The organism is bacterium (assembly GCA_028820935.1).
Taxonomy (GTDB): Bacteria; Actinomycetota; Acidimicrobiia; order Spongiisociales; family Spongiisociaceae; genus Spongiisocius.
Map to the genome: position 1 here is coordinate 112132 of JAPPHZ010000029.1, position 26728 is coordinate 138859.

Genomic DNA, 26728 nt, shown 5'->3' on the forward strand with positions numbered 1-26728 from the left:
TTCGCTAACAGCCACGCCGGAATGACGGGCTGGTCTATTCGGAGACACACGGATCCGGAAGGGGAACCACATGAGTGATAAGAACCAGGCGGTGCAGGATCTGGGGGCCGAGTTCTGGGACTGGAGAGTCGTCTCCGGATACCGGAGCCCCGACGATGTTCCGCGCCTGGAGCTGGTGCCCGACTGGATCCCGCAGTTCGATGAGGATGCGGCCCGCCACCGGCTGGACAAGGCCGCCGAATTCCGGCAGCGATGGGAGGACCTCGACGTGTCGGGCGAGCCGGTTCCCACCCAGGTCGACTACCGGCTCATCGGTTCCGCCATCTCCCGGGTGGAGTGGGAGACCAGGATCCTGCGCTCCTGGGAACGGGATGCGGTCATGCAGGTCCACCAGGCGCTCGGCACCTATTACGACTCGCTACTCTGCCCGCCGCCGTTCGACAGCGACCGCCAGGAAGGCATTATCCACAAACTCCACATGGTGGGTCCCCAGCTCGAAGTCGCTCTCGAGAACCTGGCCCGAGCGGGCACTTCTGCTCTGGCCGGGTCGGCCGTCCGCCTGCTTCGAGCGATCGATACCGCCCTGCCCAAGTCGATCGAAGAGGTGAGCGGGTTCTTCGATGCATCCCGTCGGAGCTCCCTCGCCGAGGCCGGCGCCCAGGCCACCGGGCACCTGGTGTCGTTCCGCGAGTGGCTGCGGGAGCATCAGGACGGGATGGCTGCCCCGGAGCCCGTGGGGCGCGACCACTTCATGTGGTACCTGCGCAACGTGGCGCTCCTCCCCCTCCAGCCCGAGGAGATGGTGCTGCTGGCCCAGCGGGAGCTCTACTACAACTACGCCTGGGAGGAGGTGGAACGCAACCGCTACGGCGACACGCCGGTGCCTGACCGTTTCCCGACCGCCGAGGCCCAGTGCGAGCAACAGGCCCGGGATGAGCAGGCGGTCCGGGAGTTCTACGAGAACGAGAACCTCCTGACCCAGCCCGATTCGCTCCGCCGCTACCTCACCGCGCCCTTGCCGGAGTACGTGCAGCCTCTCAACTGGCTGGGTGTGGCCAACGACCTCACCTCGGACAGACGCCTTGACGAGGATGCGTACACCTACGTATGGGACCCCAACCGGCCCCTGTCGTACTTCTACGAGGCCAACGCCCGGGACCCCCGGTTGGGCATCATGCATGAGGGCGTCCACTACAAGCAGCTGGCCTTATCGTGGGCTAACCCCAATCCCATGCGCCGGCGTTACTACGACTCGATCAGCAATGAGGGCCTGGCCCACTACAACGAGGCGTTGATGCTCCAGGCCGGCCTGTTTGACGACGCTCCCTGGTCGAGGCTGGTGACCCAGAACTTCAAGCGACTCCGTAGCTTGCGGACGGTGGTGGACGTGAGTCTGGCCACCGGGGCCATCACCCTCGAGGAGGGGATGAAGATGTTCGAGGAGCTGATCCCGGTCGATCCCCAGACCGCTCTAGAGGAGACGTCGATGTACGTCTCCAACCCGGGGCTGGCGATGGCCTACATGGTCGGCAAGCTCGAGATAATCCGCCTGCTGGGCGATGCCAAGAAGAAACTGGGGGCCGAGTTCAGCCTGCGATGGTTCCACGACCACCTGTGGAGCAACGGCAACGTTCCCATCTCGCTGCTCCGCTGGGAGATGCTGGACGACCCGAGCGACATCGAGGCCATCGACCGGGCCGGATGATGGGTGCCCTGTCAGGTGCCGGTAGCCACCCATTGTCACAACGGTCGATGAATCGGAGTTAGGGGCCGACGCGGTTCCGGATGCCGGTTCTGGCGCGGTTGTAGGCGTTGTGATCGCCTAGCACGCCGAAGGTCCAGTTTGCCTCCTGCACCAGCCCGTGAACCTCGAAGGCGACCTGGTGCGGATCCGTTCCGGGCGGCAGGTCCCTCTGTTCCACCGCCAGGCGCGCATGCTCGGCCAGCGTCTCGATCCATGATCGGGCGATCTCGGCGATCAGGTCCCTGATGTGATCCGGCAGGCCGGCGGCCCCGCCGACGAAACCGCCCCGGTAGGCGTCGCTCTCCGCGTAGTCGACCCAGTGGGAGAGAAGGGCCCTGAGCCGTTCGATTCCCGGGGGAGCGGCCTCCGCCGGCTCGGACACGGCTCTCTTGAACACGTCGGCGCCCGCCCAGACGATCGACTGCTGGATTAGCTCGTCGGTAGGGAAGTGCTCGGCGACCGCAGTCGCAGGAACCTCCAGTTCCTCCGCGAGCCGCTCCACCGTCACCGCCTCGAATCCTTCAGCAGCCGACAACTCCGCCGCCGCGCCGACTACTTTGCCTCTGTTGATCATTGGTCAGAAGATAGCTGTGTAGTCGCCCCGGCCCGGTCCGATGATCCGATGCAGGCATCCACGGGCGGCGGGAGAGAAGGGTCCGCAGACTGTGTGTCTCGGTCGAAGCAGGTACCGTAGGTTGCCGGCTCGGGAGGAACATCATGACCGAGAGCATCCGCGAACAGGTACGGCAGAGCTACGCCAACGCCGCCCGGGCCACCATGACCCGGGTGGCCGAGACCGAGCCGGAGTTCGAACTCGCGTCCAGCCTCTACGCGCCTTCCGACATCGACGAGCTTCCGGTGGCCGCGGCCGAAGGATCCCTCGGTTGCGGAAACCCGGTGGCGGTGGCCGAACTAAACCCTGGCGAGGTCGTGCTGGACCTCGGATCGGGCGGAGGCATCGACGTGCTCCTGTCGGCCCGGAGGGTAGGTCCGGCCGGGTTCGCCTACGGATTGGACATGACCGATGAGATGCTGGACCTGGCGCGAGCCAATGCCGCAGAGGCGGGGGTGAGCAACGTTGCGTTTCTCAAGGGCTACATGGAGGAAATCCCGCTGCCCGACGCATCCGTCGATGTGGTCATCTCCAACTGCGTGATCAACCTGTCCGAAGACAAGAGGGCCGTATTCGCGGAGATAGCCAGAGTGCTCCGTCCCGGCGGGCGGGTAGGTGTGACCGACGTGGTGGCCGACGATGCCCTGACTCCAGAGCAGCGTCAGGAGCGGGGCTCATGGGTCGGCTGTATCGCCGGGGCGCCCTCATTCACCGAGTACCGGCAGGGTTTGGAGTCGGCAGGCCTGATCGACGTAGAAATCACATCCACCCACCAGATGGCGGACACAGCGAACTCCATAGCCGTCGTGGGGGTCCACTCCGCCATGATCCGGGCCCGTCTTCCCTGAACCGCAGACTCGCGCAACACAATCCTTTCCACCTCGACCAACGACTCGTAACGGCCTTCACAGGAGGTGTCATTGGGAAGGAGTCATCCTATCGCTGTCATGTGACGTTAGGTGCCACAGCTAGCGGTGGAGCCGGGGGGCGGGATACGTTCGTGACCGCCGTGAAGAGAACTCTTCTCCGAGTCCCTGTTGCCTACCTCTCGTGATCCACGTCCTGGCGGTCTTACCACAGGAGTTGGATGGGCCGGGTCAACAGCACGCTAATCCGATCCTCCAGGTCCGCTTGGCCTCGATGCCTATCAGCCCGGCCAGGCCGAAGGCCGCCAGCGGATCGGCCCACCACCAGCCGAGCACGGCGTTGGCGACCAGTCCGATCAGTGCCACAACCGACAGCTTCCAGCAGAAGTCGGTCTGGGCGGCGTCGGCCTCCATGGCGTGGCTGTGCAGGGCAAGAGCTACGGCTCGTTTGGCGTTGGCCAACCACTTCATCACGGCGATCGACAGCACGAGCAAAGCCACACCGACAACCGAGGAGGAGGGTCGTTCTCCGGAGGCTAGGGCAACGGTGGCGTCCGCAGCCACGTAGAGGGCCAGCAACCAGAGGCTGAGGGCCACCCCTCTGCGGGCGATACCTTCGACCCGGTCGATGCGTGCTGCATCCTTGGCGCGCCGCTCGGCGCCGAGTCGCCAGAGGATCACCACTCCGGAGACGGTCTCGACGAAGCTGTCGATCCCGAATCCGAGCAGAGCCACGCTGCCGGCGGCCAGTGCCGCCGCCACGGCGATGACCCCTTCCACCGCGTTCCAGCCCACGGTCAGCCATTCGAGCCGCACGGCTCGCCCGAGCAGGCTCTTGCGTTCGCCGTTCAGCCGCTCGGCGGTCATGTCACCCCGTCCGTGATCGACCTGGCCCCAAGTCTATGCGGACCAGCCAAGCCTGACCGGCCGCCTTTGAGTGTCGAGTGCGGCCCCGGTTGGTGACCAGTCGTGATCAGTAAGTGTGACAGCATTTACATTAACAACTAACAACGAACAAACAATAACTAGCAACCGGCAACTAGCGACTAGAAACCAATCATCTAGCATCGGTGGCTGCCGCGAGAGAAACCGGGAGTGGATTACCTTCGACCCCGCACCTGGCAGGATGCGATAGCGCTGAAGACGGAGAACCCCGCCGCGGTTCCGATCAACGGCGGCACCGATCTCATGGTCGAGATCAAATTCGCGGGTCGGCGGCCGTCATGCCTGCTGGACCTTTCCCATCTCGAGGTGCTCAAGGGATGGAGCTGGAGCAACGGTACGGTCGAACTCGGCGCAAGCGTCACCTACACGGATGTGCTGGAGCACCTGGGTGGTGATCTTCCCGCCCTGGCCATTGCCTCCCGGACGGTCGGTTCGCCCCAGATCCGCAACCGCGGGACCATCGCGGGGAACCTGGCCACCGCCTCTCCCGCCGGGGATGCCCACCCGCCGTTGCTGGCCACGGGCGCGACGGTCCGGGTCGAGTCGATACGGGGGATCCGAGATGTCCCGGTCGGGCGGTTCTTCACCGGTCCCAAGCAGAACGTGCTGGAGCCGGACGAGCTGATCAGGGCCGTCCTGGTGCCGAGGGCCCGAGGCCCTCAGCAGTTCTCCAAGGTGGGAACCCGCAACGCGATGGTGATCGCGGTGGTCTCCTTCGCCCTCGCGTTCGACGTGCCGGGCCGCCATGTCGGGACCGGGATCGGTTCAGCGGCCCCCACCCCGATCGAGGCCGTAGATGCCGGGGCCTACCTGGATCGGGAACTCGCTCTTGGGGGGTATTGGGAGGACCATCGCAAGCTTCCCGACAGGATCGTGGACGGCTTCGCGGAGCGGGCGGCGGCCGCCGCCCGGCCGATCGACGACGTGCGCGGCCCGGCCGGGTACCGCGTTCACGCACTGCGTGTCATGGCAGGGCGGACCCTCCGCTGGGCCTGGTCGGCCCTGGCGACGGGTGGAACCCGTGCTCATTGAGCTGACGGTGAACGGCAGGAGCCGCACGGCCGAGAACGTCCGGGCCGGGGAGAGCCTGCTGTACGTCCTGAGGGAGCACCTCGGTCTGAGGGGTTCCAAGGACGCTTGCGAGCAGGGTGAGTGCGGCTCATGTTCTGTATACCTGAACGGTGACCTCGTCTGCGCGTGCCTGGTGTCGGCCGGCCAGGCGGATGGCGCGGAGGTGGTGACGGTGGAGGGTCTATCGGACGGGGAGACGCTCCATCCAATCCAGCAGGCATACGTGTCCGAGGGAGCGGTCCAGTGCGGCTTCTGCACGCCCGGGCTGGTCGTCGCCACCCACTGCCTGCTCGATGCCAACTCCGATCCCTCCGACGACGAGATACGTGAGGCCCTGGCCGGCAACCTCTGCCGGTGCACCGGCTACGAGAAGATCGTCTCCGCCGTCCGGCTGGCTGCGACGGAGACGGCGGCCGGATGAGTTCGGCGTCCGTCCAATCCCGGCCCGGCCCGAGCGTCACCGTCCTGACCGGCTTCCTGGGCGCCGGGAAGACCACCCTCGTCAACCACCTTCTCTCCACGGACCACGGTCGGCGCATCGCGGTGATAGTGAACGAGATGGGCGAGATCGGAATCGACGGAGATCTCATCGTCTCCTCCGAAGAGGAGATAATCGAGATGGCCAACGGGTGTGTCTGCTGCACGCTGTCGGTTCGCAACGATCTGGCCGCCATGATCCGTAAGCTGCTGGCCCGCCCCGAGCCGCCCGACTACGTGGTCATCGAGACCAGCGGCGTTGCCGATCCGGTGCCGGTCACCCAGGCGCTCTTCGTCGAAGGCCTGGCCGATCGCATAGGAGTCGACGGGATCGTGACCATGGTCGACGCCAAGCACGTGGACGCCCATCTGGACGCGTTCGGCCCGGACCGGCCCGACAGCCGGGTGGTGGACCAGATCCTGTGCGCCGACCGCATCGTGCTCAACAAGACGGATCTCGTCGGGCCCGATGCCCTGCGGAAGACGGAGGCTCGGATCAGCGGACTCAACAACACCGCCCCGGTTATCAGATCGTGCTACTCCAGGGTGGACCCGGATGAGATTCTCGGGATCGAGGCCTTCGGTGGATCGCCGGTGTCGACAGGCGGCGGGTTCCTCGAGGACACCTACGTCCACTCCCGGGATCCGGGCGTGGAGGCCATCAGTATCGAGGTCCACGGCGAGTTGGACGGGGCCAGGCTGAGGGAGTGGCTGGAGGCTCTCACCGGGGCGCGATCCGCCGACATCTACCGCATCAAGGGCATCCTCGCCGTGGCTGGGCAGCCGCGCCAGACCATCCTCCAAGGGGTCCACCGGCTGTTCGAGATCTATCCGGGCGGGCGATGGTCGGGCAACCGGAGCAGCCGGCTGGTCTTCATCGGCCGTGATCTCGATGGCCGGATGCTGCGGTCCGGGCTGGAGGGCTGCCGCGCGTGATGAGGCCCCACCAGCAACTGGACACGAAGGTTCGTGACCGCAAGACCCACGCCCGCGGGGTCGGCGCGTCACCCCCGCGGCCCGACGCGCCGCTCAAGGTGCTGGGCCGCTTCGCCTACGCCTCGGACCTCCACATCGACGGCATGCTGTGGGGCGCCACGGTGAGGAGTCCGCACCCGAGGGCCCGCATCATGGGTATCGATGTCTCCCAGGCCCTGACGATCCGGGGGGTTGCCACCGTGCTGACCGCCGAGGATGTTCCGGGGCACCGTTTCTACGGCATCAAGGTGGCGGACCAGCCTGTGCTGGCCGCCCACGAAGTCCGGTATGTGGGCGAGCCGGTGGCGATCGTGGCCGCCGACCATCCCGAAACAGCCCGCCGGGCGGTCGAGGCCGTCCGCGTCGACTACGAGGTGCAGGCACCGCTGACCGACCCGGAGTCCGCGCTGTCGGGTGCCGGAGATCCGATCGACCCGGGCGGGAACGTGGCGCGCCATGTACGCATCCGCCACGGGGACGTTGCCACCGCCAGGTCACGGGCGGAGGTGGTGGTGCGACGGGAGTACACCTCAGGGGTCCAGGATCCGGCCTTCCTGGGCCCGGAAGCCGGTCTGGCGGTGCCCGACGGCAGCGGCGGTATCGACCTGTACGTGGCGGCGCAGTGGATCCACGACGACCGGCGCCAGGTGGCAGCAGCTCTCGGGCTGGATCCGAGCCGGGTACGACTGACCCTGAGCGGGGTCGGCGGGGCCTTCGGAGGCAGGGAGGACCTGTCGGTGCATATCCATGCCTGCATGCTGGCGCTGCGGATGGGCCGCCCCGTCAAGATGTCCTATGACCGGGCGGAGTCGTTCGTCGGCCATGTCCATCGGCACCCCTCCCGTATCCGGGTCGAACTGGGCGCCCGCCGGGACGGAACCCTGGTCTACTCCACAGTGAGGCTCCTGCTGGACGGCGGCGCCTACACGTCCACCTCGCAGATCGTCATAGCCAACGCCTCCTACTTCGCCGCCGGCGCCTACAAGGTCGACCATGTGGAGATCGACGGTTACGCCGTCTACACCAACAACCCTCCCCGGGGGGCCATGCGCGGCTTCGGGGCGGTGCAGGCCTGTTACGCCATCGAATCGGCCATGGATCGCCTCGCCGGGGAACTGGACATGGATCCGGTCGACCTGAGGGTCCGCAATGCCATACAGGAGGGAGACCTCCTACCCACCGGGCAGGAGGTTGACGGTCCCACCCCCACTCGCGAGCTCCTGGGACACCTGCGCCGCCTTCCGCTGCCCCCCGAGCGCCCTGCGGCAGGGGAGGACCTGAGGCGCCTGCCCGGCGGGGTGGGCAACACCACTCATGGGGAGGCGGTGGTCCGGGGGGTCGGCTACGCCCTCGGGATGAAGGCGATCGGCTTCTCCGGAGGCGTGGACGACATCTCCACCGCCCGGGTGTCGGTCTCGGTAGCGGGTGGCCGGCCGGTGGCGGAGGTCTACAGCGCCGCCTCTGAGTGCGGGCAGGGCATCGTGGCGGTGCAGGCCCAGATCGTGCGGACCGAGTTGGGGATCGACTCGGTCACCGTCCGGCCCGCTGACACGGACATCGGGGACGCCGGCTCGTCGGCGGCCTCCCGCCAGACCTGGATGACCGGCGGAGCGGTCCAAGGTGCCTGTCACGGCGTGCGGGATCGGATCCTGGAACGGGCCGCCCGACGCCTCGGTTGCTCTCCGGGAGATCTTGCCCTCACACCCCATGGAATCACGGTTCCCGGCAAGGGGGAGGCCCTCGTCAGTCTCGCCGACCTCCTGGGCGATGACTCGATCGAGCACACCTTCGTGTACCACCACCGGCCTACCGAACCCATCGATGACGTGCGGGGCCAGGGCAATGCCCACATCGCCTTCGCCTACGCCGCCCACCGGGCGGTGGTCGATGTGGACACCGAGTTGGGTCTGGTCCGGTTGGTCGAGCTGGCCACCGCCCAGGATGTGGGGAAGGCCATCAACCCCCAGGCCGTCGAGGGACAGATCGAAGGCGGTTCTGCCCAGGGTCTCGGCCTCGCCCTGCTGGAGGAGGTTCAGGTCGAGGACGGCCTCGTGAAGAACGCCTCGTTCACCGACTACCTGATCCCCACCATCCTTGACATGCCTCCCATGAACGTCCGGCTCTTCGAGTTCCCCCATCCCGACTCCCCCTACGGGCTCAACGGGGTAGGGGAGCCCCCCACGCTGTCCTCCACCCCGGCCATCGTCAACGCCCTGCGCGACGCCACCGGCCTCGACCTCCCGCGAGTCCCCGTCCGGCCGACCGATCTGATCGCCTCTCTCCAAGGCGATGGCTCTCGGGGAGAATAGGTCGATGCGACCTACGTTGTCGCGAGTCTCTACAAGCCCCTATCCGCGAAGAATTGGGGTTAGCCGACATCTAGGAGCGGGTTGTGCCATCGCAGTCCTGGGAAGCGGGCGAAGTCACCGTCGTTGGAGTGGACCTGGGCTTGGTGTTCGATGGCCAGTGCGGCGATGTGGGCGTCGGTGACGAGGTTCCCGCCCACGCCGACGGCGGCCAGCAAGTTGCGGAAGATGGCGAGGTGCTGAGTGCCCGGATTCAACGGCGTGACGCTGGATGAGCGGAACCACTCGGCCACGAGGTCGGCCGCGTGCTCTGGTGCCGCCGGGTCGCGCAGCACCGCGGGATGGGTAAGCAGCCGCACGAACCCTGTCGCCACGAGCCAAGGAACCCCTACTCGCTCGGTTCCGTTCACCAAGTCCTCCCACCACCGGCGTGCCGGCTGGTGCAGCGGCGCGCCGGCGGCGTGGGCGTACACGAGCAGGTTTAGGTCTGGGACGATCACTGCGCCTGCGGGCCGGGGAATCCGCCGACCTCGAGCGAGTCGTTGAGTTGGTTGAGTCGCATCGGATCGACGCCGGGCCTGAACCCGCTCGGGTGGGGATCGACAAGGTAGCGCGGCGCGGTCTCGACGAGCGCGGGGGACAGGCCCCGTCTCAAGGTGTCGTTGACCACCTTCTTGAACGGCTGGTCTGTGCGCTGGGCTTGTTCCTTGAGGGCATCAGCCAGATCGTCATCAAGAGTCAGAGTCGTACGCATGCAGACATCATAGCATCATTATCGAATGATGCTATGATGTTAGATAGGGTGAAGCCGGATGCCCTCCATTCACCGCTAGACCCGGCTCCGGTTCGGGGACTTGGACTCTGAGTCCAGGCTTCTCTAGCGGCGGAGCAGTTGCTTGATCCGGCGGGCGGCCGGGGTCCATAGCCACTCGGGTTCGGTGAACCGGCGATGGTCCTCACCGGGCAAGCCCATGGGGTCGTAGTAGCTCTTGCCGGAGTTCTTACGCAGGTAGCTCGTCCGCCTCAGCACCTTCAGGGAGGCATAGATCGTTCCCTTGTGGGTCCAGCCCTGCCGCAGGTAGTTCCAGTTGTCGGGCGCCAGATGCTGCGCCGCGGCGAAGTACCGCCAAGCACGCTGGCTGTCGCCCACCGACTCGAAGTGAAGCGCCAGCCTGAACGTCGCTTCTGCCAGGCGCAAGTTGTCGTCGACGGGCTTGAGCTGCTCGGCGAGTTCCTGGCTCGACCAGACGTGGCGGCTGTCGGCTCCCTTCTCGATCCAGTCGCGAGTCGCCTCGGCAAATGCGTCGTCGCCCACGCGAACCTTGCCGAGGCCGAATCTGATCGTCGTCTCGGCCGGGTACGTCCCTTCGTTGCTGCGAACGATGCGTCCCTCTTCGTCTATCCACGCGGCCGACGGCACGCTCACCCAGCCGAACAGCGAACTGATCTGGTGGGTCGGGTCGACGACGCACCGGTAGGTCGGGGAGGCTCGTTCAAACCACTTGTCGACAGCTGTGGCGCCTCCGGAGTCCTGAGCCACGCTGATCAACTCGAACCGGTCCGACCCGATGGATTCGTACAGATCCTGCCAGTCCGGCAGGCTGAAGCGGCACCCTCACCAGGATGACCAGGTGAACAGCACCACCTTGTGGCCGCGCAGGTCCGAGAGCCTTAACGTGTCGCCGTTCCGCTCGGTCACCTCGAAGTCGGGGGCGATAGCGCTCTCCAGCCCGGCGCGCCGGACCTCGGGCACCGAGCCGAGGCTCCACACGTCGCCGTCATGCGCGTACTTCTGGCCGATCATGTCCGCGAACTCCGAGTAGCAGAACCAGACCCAGTCGTCGGCGTCCGCGATCCACTCCTCGCGCTTGCCCGCCGGCAGCGGCACGCACAAATCGCCCAGGCAGGCGCCTTGAGGCTTCATCTGCCAGCCGGTGGCGCGAGGGAGTTCGTCCATCCGCACCCATAGGGCCCCAGCGGGATCGGTCCGCCGCGTGACCTGGTTCGTCTTGCCGTTTGCGAGGATGATCATGCTTGCTCCGCGAGAGCCGATTCGGCCGGCCAGGTGGGTGCTTCGCCGTGCGTCAGGCTCGAGTAGTACCTGACGGTAGTGCTCGCCGGCGACGAAGGCCATTGGGCCATGGCCGGCCATCACGAACCGCCACGGATTGGAGACGCGCCCTTCGTTCCCGACGGTGGGTGTGCCAGGGACGGACTGCGCCAGGTTGCGAGGGTGATCGGATGCCCTCCTATTCGGGTCGGGGCAGCCCCATTGGTACCGTGCGGACCCGCTCGGGAGTGCCGAGGGGGTGACTCTCATAGAGGGGATGAATCGTGCGGTCAGCAGGGAAGAGACGCGGTCGGTGAGGGTGGGTCGAGTCGGTCTGGGCTTGTTGGGCGCGGCCTTGGCGTCCGTATTCGTTGCGGCGTGTGGGCCAGGGGATGATCCGTCGACGTCGGGGGCTTCAGTCGAGTCGACCCTCGCCTCCGGGACCTCGGCCGGAACGACCGCGGTTTCGACCGCGCCGGCCCCGGTTGTCGAGACGGGTCTCGACAGCGTGTCGGCAAACGCGCGTTCCCTCGTCGACAGTTGGCTGTCCGCGGTGTCGGAGTCGGGTGGCGCGTGGCCGGGTTACGACCTTGGCGACATCCCGACCGTGTTGGTCTCGGTCGACGTCGGCGGGAGGATCGAGGCTGTGGTGGCTTTCAACCACCCGAGTCCGGACGCTCTGGGGGAGGCGATCCTCGATGTTGAGGTGGACGGCCACCGGGTGGCGGTCGTCGGGGAGCCGGCCGACCCGGAGAGGCTGCTCTCTCTGGCGCCGTTCGACTTCTTCGCGGACATAGGCGGCGTCCAGACGTACGTGTTGGTAGCCCAGCGGGGAGAGCCGGGCCGCGAGCCGGACGCGCCGGGGTTCGTGGCGATGGTCGCCCACGAGGGGTTCCACCGGTACCAGTTCGACAACTGGGCCCCCGGCGCAGCCGTCCAGGACGTCGAGGGATACGACTTCGGGGCGGAGAACCTCGAGTTGGTCCTGCTCGAGAACCGGATACTGGTCGCTGCCTACCAGGCACGCACGGTGGCGGAAACCGAGCGGCTGGGCCGCCAGTTCGCGGCGGTACGTGCCGCCCGGCACGAGCGGGATCCCAGGGTTGCACTCGATGAGGAGCAGGAACGTATGGAGGGGTCGGCCCGATGGATCGAGCACCGGATGGGCGACGCAATCGGGAACACCTACGCCTCCACCAACCACACCAGCGAACTCGGCTACCTCGATGAGAGCATCGGCGACCCTGGGGCGGTGCTGGGCAACGTCAAGTCGTTCTTCGGGTTCGGACGTTTCTACAGCAGCGGCGCCACCGTGCTGGCTCTGCTCGAGCGCATCGGTGTGGCCGGCGCCGAGGTTGCTGAACGGCTCGGGGATGGTGATGCACCTGCCCAGTTGCTGGCACAGCGCATCGCTCCTCTAGGCGACCGCGACCACCTCGTAGCCGCGGCCTGGGCCGAGCACGATCCGGACGGCCGCCTAGGCGTGGCCGCGGCGGCTCTCGCCGAACTCGCGGCTGGCGAGGGGGAAACCGACTTCGGCGCCGGCGCCGTTCCTGAAGAGACACTCGGACCCGGTTTCGAGGTCAGCGAAGACCAGATTGCCTGCCTTCAGGACCATGGGCTCGACCTGAGCGCGGACAGCGTCACGATCTCCGACGATATCGCGAGTGCCTGTCTCGGCGACTCCGGATCCTGAGCGGCCCGTTACCCGCGGCAGCCTCCCGGTCCGGGAGAAGCGGCCCTCCCGGCGAGCCGGCCGATCCTTCCTTGGGCCCAAAACTTTGGCGCGGCCCGCCGCAATGGGCTATTTTTTCTGAAGCGGGCAGAACGAGCTCGAAGCTTTGACCGATCGAAGGAGGTCGCTTTTGGTACCGAAGTCCAACCGCCCCCACGAATTCACCCGCCGCCAGTTTCTTGGCGGAGGCTCCGCGCTTATGGCCTTCGCCGCCATGGGAGGCCTGTCCGCGTTAGTGGCCGCCTGCGGTGGGGGTGATCCGATCGATGAGGGCGCCGAGCCCGGTACCGACTTCACCGGCTCGTTGGGCGTCCTGATCGGAACCCACATGGATCCGGTCAAGGCTCTGCTCGAGCAGCACCAGGCTTCGGTGGGGTTCGCTCCCACCATCGAGGAGGTCACCACACCCGACCTCCGGAGCAAGCTCACCACCTCCTTCCTGGCGCAGAGCTCCCCGTGGGACGCGGTCTTCGTCACCGCCGAGCTCGGAGCCGAGCTGGGCACGCGAGGCTGGCTGACCAACGCCAGCATCTTCATGGACGACAACGTCCGGACCGAGTCCGACCTCCTGACTCGGGGTCTGGGAGCGGTCGAACTGGGTGACAATACCCTGGCGGCGCCCTGGACCATGGGAAGCCAGCTCCTCCATTGGAACAAGCAGATGATGGAGCAGGCGGGTCTCGATCCGGATGCTCCGACCAACTGGCATGCCACTCCCAATTCCTGGGATACCTTCGTGGAGTACGCCAAGGCCATGACCGGCGAGCGGGACGGCACCCAGTACTACGGCTACACGGACGCCTGGGCCGGTGCCCATGTCCTCTGGACGTGGGGTGGGATGCTCAACATGCATGGCGGTAGCTTCCTGGACGAGGAGCAACAGCCCAACTGGAATTCCGAGGAAGGTGTGGAGGCTCTGCAGAAGCTCTACGACCTCTTGCATACCCACCAGGTGGTCGATCCGGCCGTCACCACCTATACGTGGGTGTTCGACGCCACTCCTGGGTTCTTCGAGGGCACTCGGGGCATGTTCATCTCCTGGCCGTTCGTGGCGGGAGTTGCGGCCATTCCGGAGGCCTCGCAGATCGCAGGTCACAGCGCCTTCGCCCCCAACCCGGCGGTGGTCACCAGCGGTTCGGTGGACGGATCCGAGTTCTTCGGCGTGCCGGTTTACGCCGAGAACAAGGACGAGGCTTGGCGCCTGCTCGAGTTCATCACTTCCCGCGAAGGCCAGCGGGTCGTGGCCATGGGCGGATGGGGATCCATCTACTCGGGCGTGCTGCAGGAGCCGGACATCGTGGAGGCCTTCCCGTTCTACCCGGCTCTTGCCAAGGCATACGAGTATCCGGTGGACGGCGGGTGGTCCGAGGATCGTCCCCGCTGGACCCAGATGCTGGCCGACGAGATCCATGAGGTACTGGCCGGCAACAAGTCTCCCAAGCAGGCGCTGGACGACGCGGCCGCAGCCGCCAACGCGGCCCGGAGGCAGGACGAGGAGTAGACTCTCGCTCCTCCTCACGACATGACTGGAGAAGTCCGGGCGGAGGAAACAATCCGGACAGGAAATCGCCGGGGTCGCCGGGCAGCAATTGCCCTGGTGGCCCCGGCGGTGTTGCTCGTGGCCGGCGTGTACGCCTACCCGGCCATCACCACGGTCGCATACAGCCTGTCGGACATCGACCTTTCCCCCCGGTTCCGGATCGTCCGGTTTACCGGCCTCGACAACTTCTTCAACCAGCTCGGGAGCGGGGCGTTCTGGGAGTCCACCTGGACGACCCTCTACTTCGGGGTGATGCTCTGCCTGGTCACGGTGGTCCTTTCGTTCGCCATCGCCCTCCTGCTCAACAAGACGTTCCTGGGACGGGGCCTGGTCCGGGTGACCGTGCTCCTGCCCTGGGCGGTCCCGCCGGTGGCCTCCGGGGTGCTCTGGGTGCAGATGTTCCACGCCGAGTTCGGCTTTCTCAACGGGCTGATCAGAGCGTTCGGCGGGGAGGGGGACATCATCTGGCTCGGTGGGCAGACCATTGCCCTGCATTCGGTGTTGATCGCCGAGGTGTGGCGCTGGATTCCCTTCGCCACCATCTTCCTGCTGGCCGGCCTCCAGATCGTCCCCCGAACCGTCAAGGAGGCCGCCGCCATCGATGGCGCTGGATCGTGGCGGACGCTGCGGCACATAACGCTGCCGCTCATGCTCCCGGTCGTCATACCGGTGGTGATCTTCCTGTTCGTCTGGGCGATGAAGGTGTTCGACACCATCTTCGTTCTCACCAGGGGAGGACCCAGCCGGGCCACTACCACCCTGAACTTCCTGGTCTACCGTCAAGGCTTCGAGCAGTTCGACTTCGGGAGTGCCGCGGCGACGGCCTATCTTCTCTCGGCGCTGACTGTGCTGGCCATCGCCGGGCTGGGCTGGATGCTGCTCCGTGCCCGAAGGCTGGCGGGGGCGTGACCATGGTCGTCACCGCTCCGGCCCGAGCCGTCCGCCGGGCTATGACCTACGTCGGGGCGGCGGTGGTGCTCATCGTGATGGCGTTCCCGCTCTACGGGATAATCCTGACCAGCACCCAGACCGAGCGTGACATCCGCTCGGCTGACGTGGCGTTCATCCCCACCTACATCACCACCGAGCACTACACCCGGATCTTCTCCGCCTCCTCCGGCGTTCCGGTCGCCGAGTCGATGATCAACAGCCTGATCGTGGCGATCGCGACCGCCGTGGTGACTGTGGCCATCGCGGTGCCCGCTGCATACGCCCTAAACCGCATGCGTGTTCCGGGCCGCCGCCTGATCCTGGGCGGTTTCGCGGCCATCTACGTGTTGCCCACGCTGCTCTTCATCATGCCGCTCTTCATCACGGTGGTGCAGCTGGGCCTGCGCGATACCTACGTCGGCCTGGTTTTGCCCTACGTCGCCTTCACGCTCCCGTTCATGGTCTGGATCATGGGTTCGTTCGTCCGGGCCATCCCGGTCTCGGTGGAGGAGATGGCCCTGATCGACGGCGCCGGCCTGCCCCAGCTGATCTTCCGCATCGTCCTGCCGCTGCTCAGACCCGGTATCTTCGCCGGGTTGCTCCTGGGGTTCGTCCTGGCCTGGGTGGAGTTCCTGACCCCGCTGCTCTTCACGTCCCACCTGTCGATGCTCACCGTCACGCTGGGCCTGTTCCGCTCTACGATGGATATCGAGATCGGCCAGCTGGCGGCGGCCACCGTGATGACCGCTCTGCCGGTGATCCTCATCACGGCCTTCTTCCAGCGGAACATCACCGAGGTCATCACCGCGGGTGTGGAACGATGAGACGCCGGTCCGGCCGGTCCGATCCGAACGAAGGGAGGCAGGGTAGATGCCGAACCAGATAGACGTGGTTATACAGCCGGTGGTGCTGAGGTTCAGCCTGCTGGACGACGAGGTGGTGTACCACTTCGCGGCCGACACCGACGCGGTGCTGGACCGCATGGAGCGGATGATGGGCATCGACCCGGCCGAGTCCAGCCTGTTCGACTCCAACCTGGGCTTCCTGCCGGTGTCCACGACCGTGCTGGTCCGGGGCCCGAAGACCGTCTTGGTGGACCCGGGCAACCATCACACCGGTTTCTACGGCCAACTCGGTATCGGCCTGGCCCGTTTCGGGGTCACCCCTGCCGATATCGACTACGTGGTTTGCACCCACTGCCACCACGACCATATGGGCAGCGCCTTCCGGATTCCGGGCGCCGATCTGGTGATGGGCCAGGGCGAGGTGGACTTCTGCGAGGAGATCTACGGGCCGGAGGAGACCGAGCGGCGGCTGGCGGTCATGGGAGATCTGATCGAGGTGCCGCGCGGCGGCGAGCTGGAGATCATGCCCGGCCTGGTGGCGATCTCGACCCCGGGCCACACGCCGGGTCACATCAGCGTGATGGCCGAGTCGGAGTCGGGGGAGCGGGTGCTGGTGGCCGGTGACACGGTCATGACCCGCCGCGAGTACTCGGAGCGGGCCTTCTCGCACTGGTATACCGACGACCAACTCCGGGGGCTGAACGCCAGCCTCGACCGGCTCCAGTCGTTGGCGCCCACCCGGGTGATGCCCGGCCACGACCGGGTCTTCGCTCCGGCCGGAGCTCTGTCGTGAACCGGCTGCGCGCCGCGGTTGTCGGGACGGGGATGATCGGCTCGCTCCACGCCCGCATCTATGCCGAGCATCCGCTGGCCGAGCTGGTGGGGGTGGTAGACGCCAACGCGGAGGCGGCCCGCACGGTGGGGGAGCAGCTCGGCGTGCCCTGGTTCACCGATGTCGCCGACCTGCTGGAGCGATGCGATCTCTCCGCCGCGTCCGTCTCCGTGCCGGAGCACCATCGCTATCCGATCGCCATGGAACTGGCGAGGGCCGGAAAGCACCTGTTGCTGGAGAAGCCCTTGGCGCCCTCGCTGGCCGGCGCGGACCGCCTGATCACGGATCTCGAGAAGACCGGGGTGTTGACGATGGTCAACTTCATCCTGCGCTTCGATCCTCGCTACTCGGAGGCCAAGGCGGCGGTCGCCTCAGGGCGCATGGGTGATGTCCACACCATCTTCGCGCGCCGGCGCGGTTCGTCCCTGGGCGCCGACATCTACGGTGTCTGGACCGATCTCCTGATCTCCACCGGCATCCATGACCTGGACGTGATGGCCTGGCTGGCGGATTCCCCGGTTACCAGGGTTTATGCGGAGACCATCTCCCGCCGGTCGGCCCCGTACGGCCACGATGACGCGGCCATGGTCCTGGTGCGGTTCGAGAACGGGGTCATCGGCTCGCTCGAGATCAGCTGGGTGCTACCGCCCACCATCCCGGCGCTGCTGGACGCGTCCCTCCAGTTGGTCGGGACCGGGGGAGGGGTGTTCGTGGACGGATCGAATCACGGCCTGGCGATAGTGGACCGCGAGGGCTTCACACATCCCGACCTGACCCATTGGCCGGTGAGCCGCGACCAGGTGAGTGGCGATCTGGCAGGCTCGCTGGATCACTTCATCCGGGCGGTGCTGGATGGTCGTCCTCCGGAGGTGACGCTTGCTATGGCCCGTAACGCCCACGCCATCGTGGACGCGGCCAAGCGCTCGGCGGAGTCGAACCAGCCGGTGTCGCTCACGCCACCGGGCTGATCGCGGGATAGACACGTGGCGGGTCCCCGCATCGGGGTGGCGTCCCTGGTCCAGGAGACCAACACCTTCAGTCCCAAGCCGACCGTCCGGGAGGACTACACCATCCTGGCGGGCGAGGACGCGCTCCGGACCCTGGCCGGAACCAACACGGAGTTCGCCGGAGCGGTAGCCGGGCTCGAAGCGCTGGGCGCCGAGGTGGCCCCGCTGCTGGCGGCGTGGGCGCTTCCATCGGGTCGGGTGACGGACGACACGTTCGAGTACGTTGCCGGGCTGCTCGACCGCGCGCTGGCCCGAGCCCTGCCGCTCGACGGGCTGGTGCTCTCACTCCACGGTGCGATGGTGGCGGGATCGATCTTCGACGCCGACGCGGCCTTGATCGAGGTGGCGCGCCGCCGGATCGGGTCCGTTCCGCTCGGGGTCTGCCTGGACCTCCACGCCAACGTGACGGAACGGATGGTCGAGCTCGCCGACATCATGGTCGGGTACCACACCGAGCCGCATGTCGACATGGCTTCGACGGGTGAGCGGATCGCCCGCCTGGTGGTCAAGACCGTCCCGGGCGAGGTAGTGCCGGCCATAGCCCTGGCCAAGCGGCCCATGCTGGTCCCGGCGGAGGGCATGCGAACCGATATCGGGCCCATGTCGGAGGTTCGAAGCCTGGCCGACTACCGAACCGAGGGCGCCGTCCTGGACGTGTCGTTGTTCCCGGTCCAACCCTGGCTCGATGTTCCCGAACTCGGTCTGGGCGTGCTGGTGGTCACCGACGGCGACCTGGCGGGCGCCGGCTTGCTGGCCGAGCAGCTCGCCGAGGAGGTGTGGCGCAGGCGCGACCGGATGACCACGCCCCGCCTTATGACTCCCGAGGACGCCTTCCGGGCGGTCCGGGAATCGGACAGCCGCCCCTTCGTTATGGCCCATACAGCTGACTGCCCGACCGCCGGGTCGCCGGGGGACGACCCCGTGATGGTGACCGAGGCGGCCCGCCACGCCCCCGATCTGGTCGTGCTCCACTCGGTCCTCGATCCCGAGGCCTCCCACCGGTGCCACAGCGAGGTGGGAGAGCGGGTCCGAATCGTGGTGGGGGGCGCTTTCGAGGAATCTGTGGTTCCAGTCGAGGTTGAAGGCGTTGTCACCGCGGCCGGTTCGGGCGCCTACCGGCTCACCGGCCGGTCCTTCACAGGCAGGGAGGCGTCGATGGGCGACTGGGCGGTCATCGCCACCGGTAACCATCACCTGCTCGTCAGTTCGGCCCCTTCGATCACCGCCGATCCCGCCACCTGGCGGCATGCCGGGCTGGAGCCTGATCTGGCGGATGTTCTGATCGTGCGGTCCTGCAGCGACTACCGGGCCAACTTCCCCGGATCGGCGCCGGAGGCCGTCACCCTCGACCTCCCCGGTCCGAGCACCCCCAGGCTGGAGAAACTGGACTTCAGGCACGCGCCGAGACCCCTGTACCCGCACGACCGGGCGGCGATGTGACGGACTCGGCATCGGGTACCAGGAGCGCTCCGGCGTTCGCCGAACAGGAGGTGGTGGCCTTCCTCAAGGCCACCGCGGACGAGCAGCTGGCCTTCGCCCGCCGCCTCATCGCCACCCCCAGCCCCACGCCACCCGGCGACGAACGCGCAGTTGCCGATCTGGTCCGGGAGAAGCTGGCGGAGCTAGGGGTCCGGGAAATCACCGTGCTGAGCGCCGAGCCCTCCCGCCCCAACCTGATGGTTCGCATTCCCGGCCACGGCCCCGGCAAGACCCTGATCCTGTCCGGTCACCTTGACACCAAGCCCCCGGGCGACCTGTCCCGCTGGCGGGTCTATCCGTACGACGTGGCCGTCTTCGGCGGTGTCCTTCACGGCCTGGGATCGGGAGACATGAAGGCCGCCCTCGCCGCCATGGTCTACGCCGGAGCGGCGCTGGCCCGGGTCGGCGGCTGGTCCGGAGAACTGGACCTGGTCCTTACCGCGGACGAGGAGGGGGGTTCGGCCCTGGGCTCGAAGTGGCTCGCCGAGCAGGGTCACCTGGAGGCTGACGCCGCCATCATCGGCGAGCCGTGCGGCGTGACCAGGGAATGGGAGAGCATCGGGGTCGTCTCCCGGGGGTCCGCCCTCTTCGACATCGAGGTGGTGGGAACCCAGATGCATTCCAGCGTGTCCGACCGCTTCGACCCGGTCAATGCCACCGTGGAGATGGCCTGGCTGATCGCCAAGATGCATGAGGAACTGCTCGACCGCCTCACCTACCGGCCCCACCCCCTCGATGGCACGCGGCCGACCGTGAGCATCGGGGTGATGGTCGAAGGAGGGGTCTTCTACGGGGTGTACCCGGGCAACGCCCGGTTCTCCTCGGACATCCGGCTGGTGCCGGGCATGACCGAGGAGAGCATCACAGCCGACCTGGAGGGCTTCCTGGACCGGGCCATGGCCGAGAATCCTCGCCTCGACGCCACGCTGAAGATGGTGGGCTGCAGCGAGGCCACCGAGATCCCGTCCGAGCACCCGGCTGTGACCGCCCTCCAGCACGCCTCCCGCCGCGTGCTCGGCAGGCGTGTGGAACCGGCTGTCTTCCCGGGCGCCACCGACGCGCTCAGCTTCCAGGGCATCGCCGGCATCCCCACGGTGGCCGCCTTCGGACCCGGTCTGGTGCCACGGGCGCACGCCCCCAACGAACGCCTGGCCATGTACGGCGTCAACCAGGCCGCCCGTATCTACGCCCTTGCCGCCCTGCGCTTTCTAGCTAGTTCCTAGTTGTTAGTTGCTAGCTGATACTGGCTTCCACTGGCCACTGATCGGCCGACGGTTTGAGCCGGACTGTCATGCGGTGTACGGTGCCGCGGGTATCGCGAGTGAGGGGTCTTGGGTGTGTATCGAGTAGCGGTGATTCCGGCGGATGGTGTGGGTCCGGAGGTGTCGGAGGAGGCGGAGCGGTCTCTGCGGGCGGCGGCGCGGTCCCATGACTTCGGCGTGGAGACGGAGTGGTTCGACTGGGGTTGCGACCGGTATCTGGCCGACGGCAAGATGATGCCCGACGATTACCTGGACACCTTGTCGGGGTTCGACACGATCTTCCTGGGGTCGGTGGGCGACGTGTCGAAGGTGGCCGACCACCTTTCGCTGGAGTTGATACTGGGGATACGGCGGGGGTTCGACCAGTACGTCAACCTGCGCCCGATCCGCCTCTACCCGGGGGTAAGCACACCGATCCGGACCGCCACGCCCGAGACCTTGGACATGGTGGTGGTGCGGGAGAACACCGAGGGCGAGTACGCGGCGCAGGGCGGGGTGTTCAAGGCCGGCACGCCGGACGCGGTGGCGTTACAGACCGCGGTCTTCACCCACAAGGGATGCGAGCGGGTCATGCGCTACTCGTTCGATCTGGCTCGCCGGCGGTCCAAGCTGGGCGCCGAGGCGCCGGTGGGGCGGGTTACCAACTGCACCAAGTCCAACGCACTCAACTACTCGATGGTGTTCTGGGATAGGGTGTTCGACGAGGTGGCGGCCGGTTATCCGGATGTCGAGACGGACATGGCGCTGGTGGACGCCCTTTCGATGTGGATGGTGAAGAACCCGGAATGGTTCGACGTGGTGGTGGCCTCCAACCTGTTCGGCGACATCATCACGGACCTCGGGGCCATGCTCCAGGGGGGCATGGGCTTCGCGGCAGGTGGGAACATCGACCCCGAGCGAAGGTTCCCGTCGATGTTCGAACCGATCCACGGCTCGGCGCCCAAGTACACGGGTCAGCGGCGCGTGAACCCCATCGCGTCGATCGAAGCGGTTCGCATGATGCTGGACCATCTGGGCGAGCACCGCGCGGCCGATGCCGTAGGCGCCGCGATCACAGATGTGCTGGCGGAGGGGGAGGTCGGTACCCGGGACATGGGCGGCACCAACAGCACCGACGAAGTCGGAGCGGCCATCGCGGAGCGAATCCGCTGACATCCGCATCCGACCCCGCGGCCCGGACAGGCGCCCTGAATCACGCATGACGAGGTCAGCGTCGAGCCGGGAGACCCGCTCCGAACTCTCCGCCGTGCGCCGCCGTCTGGCCTACGTTCTGTTCTCGGGGGCGGCCGTGGCCTGGCTCGCCTTTGTCGCGACCCTCGCCGTGGCGACCGTGGCGGCCCGTTCCCTGAGTGGATCCACCATGATGGCGGGTCTGCCGCTTGCGGCCGGCGCCCTGGGTCAGGCGCTGGGAACCAACGTGTTGGGACGGCTGAGCACTCGCTACGGTCGCCGGTTCATCATGGTTGCCGGCCCGCCCGTCTCCGCCTTCGGGGCGGCGTTGGAGTTGGTGGGGGTGGTGGCAGGTTGGTACTGGGTGCTGGTGGGAGGCGCGATCCTGATGGGAGCGGGCGTCGGCGCTATCCATCTCGCCCGGTACGTTGCCGCCGAGTTGGCCGAGGAATCCGAGCGCGGAAAAGCGATGGGCCTCCTGGTGTGGTCGGCGACCATCGGGTCGGTGATCGGCGCCAACCTAGTGGACTGGGCCGGTCGCTTGGCGGAGGATTGGTTGGGGACTCCGTACGGCGGGGCTTTCCTGCTGGCCACAGTCGCCTTTCTACTGTCCGGGATGATCTTCTGGGTCGGGTTGCGCCCCGATCCTTCCCGGGTGGCGGTGACTCCTGCAATCCGTCCCGAGCATGGCGGATCGGTGGGTGCTGCCCTGCGCCTTCCGGCCGTCCAGATTTCCATCCTGGCCCTGCTGTCGGCCCAGGGCGCCATGGTCCTGGTGATGACCGCGACCCCCCTTCGCATCGAGGACGCCGGCTACGGCATCGACGCGGTGGGCATAGTGCTCTCGATCCACGCGGTGGGGATGTTCGCCCTAGCCCCCGTGGTAGGCAAGCTGGTCGACCGGCTGGGGCGCCTTCCCATGCTGGGGATGGGTATGAGCCTCACGGCGGTTGCGCTCCTTCTGGCGGGTACCGCAGCCCAGGACGGACTCTTCGCCCTGGCCGCGGGCTTGTTCGTGCTCGGACTGGGTTGGAACTGCTCCTTCCTCGCCAGCAGCTCCATGCTCTTCACCTCCGCTCCTCCCGGTGTCCGCCAAGTCGTCGAGGGATGGGCCGACTCGGCCGCGTGGACGATGGTCATGTTGGGAAGCGTCGCCTCGGGTGTGCTGATGGGCACCGTCGGATACAGCTGGCTGAGCCTGACTGCCGCCCTACCGATGTTGCTCATCCTGGCTCTAGCCCTGGCCGTTCCCCGCCTCCGCACCGCGCTCACAACCTGAACTCTCATACCGACGCCAAGCCGGTCCGAGATTCCTCCGCTCTCCGCAGGCCAGACCGCCGACGTAATCAGTCCTCGATCAGAGTCCAGACTTGCTTGAGTGGCAGTTCTGCCTGTAGTTCCTCGTCGAACTTGTGGTAGTTGCGGAACACAGCGTCCATCAGGTCTTCGGCGTTCCATACCCGCACTCGGAAGAATTGGTCGCGCTGCTCACGGCGGGTGGTTCTGGTTACCCCTCCCCAGGCGACAAGTAGGCCCTGATCTGCTCCTTGGGTACTCAGCACACCGTTGAGTTCCCGGAGAACCGGCGCGCTGACCGGAGTCGCGCCGGACTTGACCTGCACGACTATCCGAGGGCTATCGAGGCCCAGAGGACCGCGTCCGGCAAACACGTCTATGCCACCGTCAGGACCTGGAGGTGAAGGCTTGGTGGTGAACCCTTCGGCCTCCAGGACCTTGGCTACCAACCGGCTGAGTTCATGTCCCGCGAACTTCTGCCGAATGAACTCCCGGATCCGGTCTCTGGCGAAACCCTCTAGATCCACATCCTCGGGAGAGTCAGGTGCTTCGGAGCCAACGGTTCCGTCGCGTTGGTCGGCCGCTAGATCGTCCTGTGAGCGGTTCCCAGGATCCCGATCTCCGGACATCAGTTTGAACAGCCGCCGGGCTCCGTCATTTCGGGTAATGGAACAAAATGTGAGCAGCGAGCCAAGTGAATACAAGAGGTCTTGTCCGACTTCGGAACGTGGCAAGTCGGTCCGTTTCCAGTCCACGGATACCACATGGCGGTTGTACGGGTCCTCTGCGTCTCGGTACCAGTACGCCTGGGTTATCGCGCCCAGCGCGATCTGGCCGGTCGTCTTGAGGGGCAATACCACCAGATCGCCTACCCGGACCTCGGTCTTGAACCTCCAGAGTTGGTTGGCTTGAACAGAGACCGACCTCTTCTTGGCATCTGGACTTGCGTCCCGGATCAGCTTTTCCAACTTGTCTCGGCTTTCCACCAGTCTCAAGTCGGGGATTGCTCGCCAACCGAGGCCGGCTAGGCCATTGTCGAGGTTGAAGTCTTCGTATTCGCCGCGTCTCCCGGCCCTGATAAGCCAGGCCCTCGGAGTGTCCCCTCCGTCCTTGTCTGCCATCCGCTCCCTTTCCGCATCGGAATCGTAGCGAGACCCTGAGACAGGAACCGATGGCTAGTCTGATCGGGCTGTCGCGTGTCATGACGAGCCGGAGGAACCTCAAGTGATAATCGATACCCATCTCCATCCCACCAACGTGGTCGACCAGGCGTGGCGCCATACGGGTGAGCCGTTCAACGGGGAGCGCATGCTCGAGATGATGGACGGTCCCTACTGGATCAACGGCAAGCCTCGCCGGATCGACATGGGCTTCATCCAACCGCCCCCGGGCAACACGGTGTGGAACGAGGGCGGCCGGGGAGGCCGCGAGGGTATCCGGGACTACATGGCCTACATCGCGGAACTTACCCAGAAGTACCCGGACCGCTTCATCGGGAACTTCAACTACAACCCCCGGTTCGGGCCTGAGAACGGCGCGGCGGAACTCGAGTTCCACGTAAAGGAGTACGGCTTCAAGATGATGAAGCTGCACGCCAACATGCACGCCTACCGCCCCGACCGCGCCCTCGACTGGCTCCGGCCGGCCCTTCGCAAGTGCGACGAACTCGGCGTAGTGGTCCTGCTCCACACCGGCGACGGCCCCTACTCCATCCCGACCCAGTTCTATCCCATCATCCGCGAGTTCCCCGACGTCAACTTCATCATCGGCCACTTCGGGGTTCAGACGGGTGGTGTCTACTGCTTCGAGGCCTTCTGGATGATCATGGACTCGCCGAACGTCTACGGTGAGTCGGGATGGTTGCTGCAGTCCCGGATCGTCGAGTTCGCCAAGGAGATGCCGCGGGACCGGCTGGTGTTCGGAACGGACTCACCTCCCAACGACCCGGGCATGTGGCTGACCCACCTCGAGGTGCTGTGCCACGAACCACCCCAGGGTCTCGGAGTCGATGAGGATCAACTCGAGGACTACATGGGCAACAACATCGCCCGGCTGGTGGGTATCCAACCCACCGCGCCGCCCGAGTCGGTCGAATCGGCCAAGGCGCAGTTGGCGGCCGGTAGCCACGGGCGTGCCATCGATTAGCCAGATGGACAGAGGGTTGTGAGGAGCCCGATGTGACCGCTCCGGACTTCACCGCGAGCCAGGACCTCCATGATTTCGTCTCGGCATACGAGCGGTCGTTTCCGGAGGATGTCCTCAACATCACGGAGCCGGTGCCCGACTCCCTGGACGTGACCAGTGTGGTGTGGGAGTTGGCCGCGGCCGGCCGGCACCAGATGCTCCGATTCGGGAGCATCGTCGGTATCCCGTACGAGGTCGTCACCAACCTGTTCGCATGCCGTCGACGGATCTCCCGCATGCTGGGAACGGATCCGCAGCACCTGCACGACGCCTACCAGGCCAGGACCAAGCATCTAATCGAACCCGTCGATGTGGGTGACGGGCCGGTCCTGGAACGCGTGACCGATGGCGCCGCGGTCGACCTGCGTAGCTTTCCCCTCCTCACCCACTTCGCCACCGACAGGGCGCCCTACATCACCAGCGGCATCATCGTGGCGGAGGGCGCCGACGGGATCGGCAACCTCAGCTACCACCGGGCCATGGTCCACTCACCGACCGAGTTCGCCACCAGCCTCCACTCCCGGGGGGACCTCTGGCGCATGCTGAAAGCCGCTGCGGAAGGCGGCGACCCGCTGCGGGTGGCGATGGTGCTCGGGGGGCACCCCTTGTTCATGCTGGCCGCCTCCGCCCGGGTGCCGATGACCGTCGACGAGCGCCAGGTGGCGGGCGGTCTGTTCGGGGCGCCGCTCGAGGTGGTGCGATCGCCCCGTTACGGGATCCGGGTCCCTGCCACCGCCGACTTCCTCTTCGAGGGGGTGATAGATCCGGACGCCCGCGTAGAGGAGGGACCCTTCGGTGAGTTCACCGGGTACTCGTCCGACCGGTCGACCAACAGCCTCTTCCGCGTCGAGACCATGTCCTCCCGCCGCGACCCACTTCTCCTGGACGTGGTGGGGGGTAACTCCAACGAGCACCTGAACCTGTCCCGGGTCCCGAGGGAGTCAGAGATGGCGGAGAAGCTCAAGGGAAGGTTCCCGGACGTGACCGCCGTCCACTATCCGAACTCGGGCAGCCACTTCCACTGTTACGTCAAGCTCCGGCAGCGGCGGGTCGGCCAGGCCCGGCAGGTGATGCTCGGTCTTCTGGGTTGGGACCCCTACCTGAAGACGGTCATCGCGGTCGACGACGACATCGATGTCACCAACGACTCCGAGGTGCTCTGGGCTCTGGCCACCCACTTCCAACCTGCGGAGGACCTCTTTGTCGTTGGCGGGCTTCCCGGCAGCCCCCTTGATCCTTCATCCTCCATCGAGGGCACGACATCGCGGTTGGCCCTCGATGCGACGCGGGGTCCGGGGTTCAGCGGCGTGAGGATCGGCTTTTCGGAGGAATCCCGGCAACGCGCCAGCCGCCTGATCGCCGAGCGCCTATCCTCCCGGCAGGAAGGCGAAGCCTGAACAG

24 protein-coding genes are annotated in these 26728 nt (G+C 66.6%); 18 read left to right on the forward strand and 6 right to left on the reverse strand.

Features of this window, described 5'->3' with window-relative positions; translation table 11 throughout:
- Positions 1–70 precede the first annotated feature (70 nt).
- Positions 71–1705, forward strand: a complete 1635-nt coding sequence (locus tag OXM57_06635; protein MDE0352350.1) for a DUF885 family protein — start codon at positions 71–73, stop codon at positions 1703–1705.
- A 58-nt stretch (positions 1706–1763) separates the two neighbouring features.
- Here OXM57_06635 and OXM57_06640 read toward each other — a convergent pair whose 3' ends face one another.
- Positions 1764–2318, reverse strand: coding sequence for a TetR/AcrR family transcriptional regulator (locus OXM57_06640; GenBank protein ID MDE0352351.1), 555 nt, complete (start codon positions 2316–2318; stop codon positions 1764–1766).
- A gap of 143 nt (positions 2319–2461) precedes the next feature.
- Between OXM57_06640 and arsM the strand changes: the two genes are divergently transcribed.
- Positions 2462–3205, forward strand: coding sequence for an arsenite methyltransferase (gene arsM / locus OXM57_06645; GenBank protein ID MDE0352352.1), 744 nt, complete (start codon positions 2462–2464; stop codon positions 3203–3205).
- A 249-nt stretch (positions 3206–3454) separates the two neighbouring features.
- On the opposite strand, the gene OXM57_06650 is transcribed toward arsM, so the two are convergent.
- Entirely contained in the window at positions 3455–4090 is a 636-nt protein-coding gene (locus tag OXM57_06650; protein ID MDE0352353.1) for a cation transporter, read from the reverse strand.
- 228 nt (positions 4091–4318) lie between these two features.
- Here OXM57_06650 and OXM57_06655 point away from each other — a divergent pair, with 228 nt between their 5' ends.
- Genes OXM57_06655 through pucD form a run of 4 tightly spaced genes read left to right on the forward strand, consistent with a single transcriptional unit; the run spans position 4319 to position 9000 of the window.
- Positions 4319–5200, forward strand: a complete 882-nt coding sequence (locus OXM57_06655; protein ID MDE0352354.1) for an FAD binding domain-containing protein — start codon at positions 4319–4321, stop codon at positions 5198–5200.
- Positions 5190–5660, forward strand: a complete 471-nt coding sequence (locus tag OXM57_06660) for a (2Fe-2S)-binding protein (protein MDE0352355.1) — start codon at positions 5190–5192, stop codon at positions 5658–5660. The genes OXM57_06655 and OXM57_06660 overlap by 11 nt, the downstream gene beginning before the upstream one ends.
- Positions 5657–6652, forward strand: a complete 996-nt coding sequence (locus tag OXM57_06665) for a GTP-binding protein (protein ID MDE0352356.1) — start codon at positions 5657–5659, stop codon at positions 6650–6652. Before OXM57_06660 ends, OXM57_06665 begins: the two co-directional genes overlap by 4 nt.
- Positions 6652–9000 (forward strand): xanthine dehydrogenase subunit D, encoded by a 2349-nt coding sequence (pucD, locus tag OXM57_06670; protein MDE0352357.1) that lies wholly within the window; start codon positions 6652–6654, stop codon positions 8998–9000. The genes OXM57_06665 and pucD overlap by 1 nt, the downstream gene beginning before the upstream one ends.
- A gap of 59 nt (positions 9001–9059) precedes the next feature.
- On the opposite strand, the gene OXM57_06675 is transcribed toward pucD, so the two are convergent.
- The 3 genes from OXM57_06675 to OXM57_06685 all read right to left on the reverse strand — a co-directional run bounded on the left by OXM57_06675 (position 9060) and on the right by OXM57_06685 (position 11029).
- On the reverse strand, positions 9060–9497 hold the full coding sequence (locus OXM57_06675) for a type II toxin-antitoxin system VapC family toxin (protein ID MDE0352358.1): 438 nt from the start codon (positions 9495–9497) through the stop codon (positions 9060–9062).
- Positions 9494–9751, reverse strand: a complete 258-nt coding sequence (locus OXM57_06680; GenBank protein ID MDE0352359.1) for a ribbon-helix-helix domain-containing protein — start codon at positions 9749–9751, stop codon at positions 9494–9496. Before OXM57_06680 ends, OXM57_06675 begins: the two co-directional genes overlap by 4 nt.
- 123 nt (positions 9752–9874) lie before the next feature.
- On the reverse strand, positions 9875–11029 hold the full coding sequence (locus tag OXM57_06685) for a TlpA disulfide reductase family protein (protein MDE0352360.1): 1155 nt from the start codon (positions 11027–11029) through the stop codon (positions 9875–9877).
- A gap of 526 nt (positions 11030–11555) precedes the next feature.
- Here OXM57_06685 and OXM57_06690 point away from each other — a divergent pair.
- From OXM57_06690 to OXM57_06735, 10 genes are all read left to right on the forward strand, one after another.
- The gene (locus OXM57_06690) at positions 11556–12743 is read left to right on the forward strand and encodes a hypothetical protein (protein ID MDE0352361.1); all 1188 of its coding nucleotides are present in this window, start codon (positions 11556–11558) and stop codon (positions 12741–12743) included.
- Positions 12744–12912: 169 nt separating this feature from the next.
- On the forward strand, positions 12913–14283 hold the full coding sequence (locus OXM57_06695; protein ID MDE0352362.1) for an extracellular solute-binding protein: 1371 nt from the start codon (positions 12913–12915) through the stop codon (positions 14281–14283).
- 96 nt (positions 14284–14379) lie between these two features.
- Positions 14380–15231, forward strand: coding sequence for a sugar ABC transporter permease (locus OXM57_06700; protein ID MDE0352363.1), 852 nt, complete (start codon positions 14380–14382; stop codon positions 15229–15231).
- 2 nt (positions 15232–15233) lie between these two features.
- Positions 15234–16076, forward strand: a complete 843-nt coding sequence (locus OXM57_06705; protein MDE0352364.1) for a carbohydrate ABC transporter permease — start codon at positions 15234–15236, stop codon at positions 16074–16076.
- A 46-nt stretch (positions 16077–16122) separates the two neighbouring features.
- Entirely contained in the window at positions 16123–16890 is a 768-nt protein-coding gene (locus OXM57_06710) for an MBL fold metallo-hydrolase (protein MDE0352365.1), read from the forward strand.
- On the forward strand, positions 16887–17897 hold the full coding sequence (locus OXM57_06715; GenBank protein MDE0352366.1) for a Gfo/Idh/MocA family oxidoreductase: 1011 nt from the start codon (positions 16887–16889) through the stop codon (positions 17895–17897). Before OXM57_06710 ends, OXM57_06715 begins: the two co-directional genes overlap by 4 nt.
- Before the next feature lie 15 nt (positions 17898–17912).
- On the forward strand, positions 17913–19376 hold the full coding sequence (locus OXM57_06720; protein MDE0352367.1) for a M81 family metallopeptidase: 1464 nt from the start codon (positions 17913–17915) through the stop codon (positions 19374–19376).
- The gene (locus OXM57_06725) at positions 19373–20638 is read left to right on the forward strand and encodes a M20 family metallopeptidase (GenBank protein ID MDE0352368.1); all 1266 of its coding nucleotides are present in this window, start codon (positions 19373–19375) and stop codon (positions 20636–20638) included. The genes OXM57_06720 and OXM57_06725 overlap by 4 nt, the downstream gene beginning before the upstream one ends.
- A 108-nt stretch (positions 20639–20746) precedes the next feature.
- Positions 20747–21829 (forward strand): 3-isopropylmalate dehydrogenase, encoded by a 1083-nt coding sequence (locus OXM57_06730; GenBank protein ID MDE0352369.1) that lies wholly within the window; start codon positions 20747–20749, stop codon positions 21827–21829.
- Between the two features lie 46 nt (positions 21830–21875).
- Positions 21876–23126 carry an MFS transporter gene (locus OXM57_06735; GenBank protein MDE0352370.1) on the forward strand — a complete coding sequence of 417 codons (1251 nt, stop codon included), beginning with the start codon at positions 21876–21878 and terminating at the stop codon, positions 23124–23126.
- Between the two features lie 67 nt (positions 23127–23193).
- Here the strand turns inward: OXM57_06735 and OXM57_06740 are convergent, their stop codons facing one another.
- Complete coding sequence (locus OXM57_06740) at positions 23194–24111, reverse strand: restriction endonuclease (protein MDE0352371.1); 918 nt, start codon at positions 24109–24111, stop codon at positions 23194–23196.
- Positions 24112–24367: 256 nt separating this feature from the next.
- Here OXM57_06740 and OXM57_06745 point away from each other — a divergent pair, with 256 nt between their 5' ends.
- Both OXM57_06745 and OXM57_06750 read left to right on the forward strand, forming a co-directional pair.
- Positions 24368–25288: an amidohydrolase family protein gene (locus OXM57_06745; GenBank protein MDE0352372.1), complete on the forward strand. Its 921-nt coding sequence runs from the start codon at positions 24368–24370 to the stop codon at positions 25286–25288.
- 32 nt (positions 25289–25320) lie between these two features.
- The gene (locus tag OXM57_06750; GenBank protein MDE0352373.1) at positions 25321–26724 is read left to right on the forward strand and encodes a UbiD family decarboxylase; all 1404 of its coding nucleotides are present in this window, start codon (positions 25321–25323) and stop codon (positions 26722–26724) included.
- The last annotated feature ends 4 nt before the right edge of the window (positions 26725–26728 follow it).